At 74.4% G+C, this 5,850-nt stretch carries 5 protein-coding genes; all 5 read left to right on the top strand.

Annotation, left to right across the window (positions count from 1 at the left end; translation table 11 throughout):
• On the top strand, positions 1-761 hold a 761-nt coding region (locus tag DZG00_RS11365), incomplete at its 5' end, for an ABC transporter permease (protein ID WP_147359978.1).
• Positions 762-834: 73 nt separating this feature from the next.
• On the top strand, positions 835-2,868 hold the full coding sequence (gene acs / locus DZG00_RS11360; RefSeq protein ID WP_119455635.1) for an acetate--CoA ligase: 2,034 nt from the start codon (positions 835-837) through the stop codon (positions 2,866-2,868).
• Between the two features lie 60 nt (positions 2,869-2,928).
• Positions 2,929-3,513: a bifunctional pyr operon transcriptional regulator/uracil phosphoribosyltransferase PyrR gene (gene pyrR, locus DZG00_RS11355; RefSeq protein WP_119382344.1), complete on the top strand. Its 585-nt coding sequence runs from the start codon at positions 2,929-2,931 to the stop codon at positions 3,511-3,513.
• A complete protein-coding gene (locus DZG00_RS11350; protein WP_116055584.1) occupies positions 3,510-4,466 on the top strand; it encodes an aspartate carbamoyltransferase catalytic subunit in 957 nt (318 codons plus the stop codon). The genes pyrR and DZG00_RS11350 overlap by 4 nt, the downstream gene beginning before the upstream one ends.
• A gap of 11 nt (positions 4,467-4,477) precedes the next feature.
• The coding region (locus DZG00_RS11345; RefSeq protein ID WP_375342500.1) for a dihydroorotase at positions 4,478-5,850 on the top strand (1,373 nt) is incomplete at its 3' end.

Genomic DNA, 5,850 nt, shown 5'->3' with positions numbered 1-5,850 from the left:
GCTCGGCCCGCGGCACGCTCGCCCGCGCGGGCCTCGGCCTGGTCGTCCCGCTCCTGGTCGTGGGGCTCTGGGCCGTGGTCACCGCGACGGGCGCGGTCCCGGCGCACCTGCTGCCCGCGCCGCTCGACGTCGTGCGCGCCGGGGTCCAGCTCGCCGAGCAGGGGATCCTCGGGCAGTACGTCGCCATCTCGCTCCAGCGCGTGCTGCTCGGCTTCGCCCTCGGCGCCACGGTCGGCCTCGTGCTGGGCGCGGTGGTGGGGCTCTCGCGCATCGGCAGACTCCTCCTCGCGCCGACCGCGGGCGCGTTCCGCACCGTGCCGTCGCTCGCGTGGGTGCCGCTGCTCCTGCTCTGGATGGGGATCAACGAGGACTCCAAGGTCACGCTCGTGGCCATCGGCGCCCTGTTCCCCGTGTACACGACGGTCGCGGGGGCGCTCCGGCACGTGGACCCGCACCTCGTGGAGGTGGGGCGTGCGTTCGGGTTGACGCGGATCCCGCTGCTCGTCACCGTCCAGCTCCCCGCCGTGCTGCCGGCCGTCGTCTCGGGGCTCCGGCTCGCGCTCGCGCAGTCGTGGCTGTTCCTCGTCGCCGCCGAGCTGCTCGCGGCGTCCATGGGGCTCGGCTACCTGCTCACGGAGTCGTCGGCCAACGGGCGCGTGGACCGGGTGCTCCTCGCGATCGTGCTGCTCGCCGTGCTGGGCGCCGTCACGGACGCGGTCGTGGGCCTCGTCGAGCGCGTGCTCGTGCGCCGCTGGGGCTGACGCGCGGCGGCTCCGTGTCGCCGCGTGACATCCCGGTTCCGGATCGAGGGCTGGCCGCACGTAGCGTCGGCGCATGACCTCCCCGCGCACCGAGCAGGCCGAGACCGCATCCGACGCCGAGCAGGCGCTGTTCCCGCCGCCCGCCGCGCTCGCCGCCGCCGCCAACGTGCAGGCCGAGGCGTTCGCGCGCGCCGAGGCGGATCCCGTCGCGTTCTGGGAGGAGGCCGCCCGCCGCCTCGACTGGGAGACGCCGTGGGAGACCGCCCACACGTGGACCCCGCCGGTCGCCGACGACGGCACCCCGCAGGTCCCCGCCGCGACCTGGTTCGCGGGCGGCCGCCTCAACGTCGCCGCCAACTGCGTCGACCGGCACGTCGCCGCGGGCAGGGCCGAGAAGGTCGCGCTGCACTTCGAGGGCGAGCCCGGCGACCGCCGCACGGTCACCTACCGGGACCTGCTCGAGGAGGTCTCCCGCGCCGCCAACGCCCTCACCGCGCTCGGCATCGGACCCGGCGATCGCGTCGTGATCTACCTGCCCGTGCTCGTCGAGACGATCGTCGCGACGCTCGCGGTCGCCCGCATCGGCGCCGTGCACTCGCTCGTCTTCGGCGGCTTCTCCGCGGAGGCGCTGCGCTTCCGGGTGGAGGACACGGGCGCGAAGCTCCTCATCACGAGCGACGGGCAGAACCGCCGCGGGACCGCCGTAGCCACCAAGCCGCAGGCCGACGAGGCCGTCGCCGGCGTGGCGTCGATCGAGCACGTGCTGGTCGTCCGCCGCACCGGGCAGGACGTGCCGTGGACCCCGGGCCGCGACGTGTGGTGGCACGACGCCGTGGGATCCGCCTCGCCCGAGCACGCACCGGAGGCCTTCGACGCCGAGCACCCGCTCTTCATCATCTACACGTCCGGCACCACGGGCCGTCCCAAGGGCCTCGTGCACACCTCGGGCGGGTACCTGACGCACGCGTCCTGGGCGCACTGGGCCCACTTCGACGCGAAGCCGGACGACGTGCACTGGTGCACGGCCGACCTCGCGTGGGTCACCGCCCACACCTACGAGATCTACGGGCCGCTCTCCAACGGGCTCACGCAGGTGATCTACGAGGGCACGCCCGACACGCCCCACCGCGGGCGGCACCTCGAGATCATCGAGCGGTACGGGGTCACGACGTACTACACGGCGCCCACGCTCGTCCGCTCGCTCATGAGCTGGTTCCCCGACGGGCTCACTGGGCACGACCTCTCGAGCATCCGCCTGCTGGGATCGGTCGGCGAGGCCATCAACCCGGCCGCGTGGCGCTGGTTCCACCGCGAGGTCGGCGGGGGATCCGCGCCCGTCGTCGACACATGGTGGCAGTCCGAGACGGGGGCCGCCGTCATCGCGCCGCTGCCGGGCGTCTCGACCCTGAAGCCCGGGAGCGCCGGCCGCGCCCTGCCCGGTTTCCGCGTCGCGGTCGTCGACGACGCGGGTGAGGAGGTCGCGCCGGGGGAGGGCGGGCTGCTCGTGATCCAGCGCCCCTGGCCCGGCATGGCCCGCACGGTGTGGGGCGATCCGGGGAGGTACCGCAGCGCCTACTGGGAGCGCTTCGCCGACCGGGGCTGGTTCCTCGCGGGCGACGGCGCGCGCCGCGACGCCGACGGAGACGTGTCGCTCCAGGGCCGCATCGACGAGGTCGTCAACGTGTCCGGGCACCGTCTTTCCACCATCGAGATCGAGTCGGCGCTCGTCGCGCACCCGCGCGTCGGCGAGGCGGGCGTCACGGGCGTCGCCGACGAGCTCACCGGCCAGCGCGTGGTCGCGTTCGTCGTGCCGCGCGGCGACGACCGCCCCGCGGACGACGACGCGGCAGGCTGGGCGGCGCTCGCCGCGGAACTGGGGCCCGTGCTCACGGCCCACGTCGCCCGGGCGATCGGGCCGGTCGCCAAGCCCCGCCGCATCGTCGCGGTGCCGGACGTGCCGAAGACGCGCTCGGGCAAGATCATGCGGCGTCTCCTCGCCGACCTCGTGGAGGGCCGCACCCTCGGCGACGCCACGAGCCTGCAGGACGCCGCCGTGCTCGGGCGGATCCGCGCGGTGCTCGACGCGGGGGGCCGCGGCACCCGCTAGAGTGCTCCCGGAACAGACCACCTTTAACATCCGTCCCGAGAGGCGGGGAAGGAGGTCGGATTGCCTCAGCGCATCGTGCTGCAGCCCTCTGACATCACCCGTGCGCTCACGCGCATCGCCCACGAGATCCTCGAGTCGAACCGCGGTCCCCACGACCTGCTGCTCCTCGGCATCCCGACCCGCGGCACCGTCCTCGCCGAGCGCATCGGCCGGATCATCGCCCGCCTCGAGCCCGAGGCCCCCGCCGACCTGGTGGGCTCGCTCGACGTCACGATGTACCGCGACGACCTGCAGCGGAACCCCACCCGCGCGCCCGCGCCCACGCTGCTGCCCGCCGGCGGCGTCGACGGCCGCACGGTCGTGCTCGTCGACGACGTGCTCTTCTCCGGCCGCACCGTGCGCGCCGCCCTCGACGCCATAGGCGACCTCGGCCGCCCGACCGCCGTGCGGCTCGCCGCGCTGGTCGACCGCGGCCACCGCGAGCTCCCCATCCGCGCCGACTTCGTGGGCAAGAACCTGCCCTCGAGCCTCGCCGAGAGGATCTTCGTCCGGCTCGACGAGACCGACGGCGAGGACTCGGTGAGCATCGCCGGCCCGGACGACGAGCCCGCGTCCGCCGTCGCGGGCGAGGGGGTGGCCCGATGAGGCACCTGCTCTCCACGCGCGACCTGTCCCGGGACGAGGCGGTGCGCATCCTCGACGTCGCCGAGGACATGGCCGACGTCGGCACGCGCGAGATCAAGAAGACCCCCGCGCTCCGCGGACGCACGGTCGTCAACCTCTTCTTCGAGGACTCGACCCGCACCCGCATCTCCTTCGAGGCGGCGGCCAAGCGCCTGTCGGCGGACGTCATCAACTTCAGCGCCAAGGGGTCGAGCGTCTCCAAGGGCGAGAGCCTCAAGGACACCGCGCAGACCCTGCAGGCCATGGGCGCCGACGGCGTGGTCGTCCGGCACCCGTCCTCGGGCGCGCCGCACACGCTCGCCGGAAGCGGCTGGATCGACGCCGGCATCGTCAACGCGGGCGACGGCACGCACGAGCACCCGACGCAGGCGCTGCTCGACGCGTTCACGATCCGCCGCCGGCTGCACGGATCCGCCGCGCGCGGGAAGGGCCTCGACGGCACGCGCGTCGTCATCGTCGGCGACGTGCTGCACTCCCGCGTCGCCCGGTCGAACGCGTGGCTGCTCACGACGCTCGGCGCCGAGGTCACGCTCGTCGCACCGCCCACGCTCGTGCCGGTGGGGGTCGGATCCTGGCCCGTCACCGTCCGCTACGACCTCGACGCGGCGCTCGTGGAGGGGAAGCCCGACGCCGTGATGATGCTCCGGATCCAGGCCGAGCGCATGCGCGCCGCCTTCTTCCCGAACCCGCGCGAGTACGCGCGCATCTGGGGGCTGGACGACGCGCGCCTCGCGCTCCTCGGGCCCGATACGATCGTCATGCACCCGGGGCCCATGAACCGCGGGCTCGAGATATCCGCCGCCGCCGCCGACTCGGAGAGGTCCACGGTGCGCGAGCAGGTCGCCAACGGCGTCTCGGTGCGCATGGCCGTCCTCTACCTCCTGCTGTCCGGCGACGGGAAGGCCGACCGATGACCCAGAACGCGATGAACCCCACCGACAACCACCTGATCCGCGGCGCCACGCTTCCCGCGGGCGAGCGCGCCGACATCCTCGTCGCCGACGGGCTGATCCGGGAGATCGGCCCCGACCTCGCCGCGCCCGACGGCGCGCACGTCATCGAGGCCGACGGCCTCGTCGCGCTCCCCGGCCTCGTCGACCTGCACGTGCACCTCCGCGAGCCCGGCTACGAGCAGAGCGAGACCGTGCTCACGGGATCCCGCGCGGCGGCACTCGGCGGCTTCACCGCGGTCTTCGCGATGGCGAACACCATGCCCGTGCAGGACACCGCGGGCGTCGTCGAGCAGGTCAAGGCGCTCGGCGACGCTGCCGGGTACGCGACCGTGCGGCCCATCGGCGCCGTCTCGGTCGGCCTCGCGGGGGAGTCGATGGCGGAGATCGGCGCCATGGCCTCCAGCCGTGCCGCCGTCCGCGTGTTCTCCGACGACGGCAAGTGCGTCTCCGACCCGCTCCTCATGCGACGCGCGCTCGAGTACGTGAAGGCGTTCGACGGCGTCATCGCGCAGCACGCGCAGGACCCGCGCCTCACCGAGGGCGCCACCATGAACGAGGGCGCGCTGTCCGGCGAGCTCGGCATCACGGGCTGGCCCGCGGTCGCGGAGGAGTCGATCATCGCGCGCGACGTGCTGCTGGCCGAGCACGTCGGATCCCGCCTCCACGTCTGCCACGTCTCCACCGCCGGATCCGTCGACGTGATCCGCTGGGCCAAGGCCCGCGGCGTCGACGTCACCGCCGAGGTCACGCCGCACCACCTGCTCCTCACCGAGGACCTGGTCGCCGGCTACGACGCGCGCTACAAGGTGAACCCGCCGCTGCGCCGCCGCGAGGACGTCGAGGCGCTCCGCCAGGCCCTCGCAGACGGCACGATCGACGTCGTCGCGACCGACCACGCGCCGCACCCGACCGAGGCGAAGGACTGCGAGTGGGACGCGGCCGCGTTCGGCATGGTCGGCCTCGAGTCGGCGCTGTCCGTGGTGCAGCTCGCCATGGTCGACACGGGCCTCCTCGACTGGCAGGGCGTCGCCCGGGTCATGTCGCACGCCCCCGCGCGCATCGGCCGGCTCGCCGAGCACGGGCACGCGCTCGCGGGCGGATCCCCGGCCGACATCACGCTCTACGATCCGACCGCCTCGCGCGTCTTCGGCCGCGACGACCTCGGCGGGCTGAGCGGCAACTCGCCCTACCTCGAGATGACGCTGCCCGGCCGCGTCGTCGCGACCTTCCACCGCGGCTACCCGACCGTGCTCGACGGCGCGCTCGTCGACCGCGAGACCGTCGCCCGCGCCGCGGTCGTCCGCGACCGGGCCGACGCCGACGCGCGCGACGCCGCTGCCTCGGC

It is taken from the genome of Clavibacter lycopersici, assembly GCF_003576405.1.
Taxonomy (GTDB): Bacteria; Actinomycetota; Actinomycetes; order Actinomycetales; family Microbacteriaceae; genus Clavibacter; species Clavibacter lycopersici.
The sequence above is the reverse complement of the archived record's forward strand: the minus strand, read 5'-3'. Positions and strand labels throughout refer to the sequence as shown.

What these genes read in the sequence shown, in the direction of transcription:
- acs (WP_119455635.1), top strand. Translation starts at nt 835, where the DNA reads ATGACCTCCCCGCGCACCGAGCAGGCCGAGACCGCATCCGACGCCGAG.
- DZG00_RS11350 (WP_116055584.1), top strand. Translation starts at nt 3,510, where the DNA reads ATGAGGCACCTGCTCTCCACGCGCGACCTGTCCCGGGACGAGGCGGTG.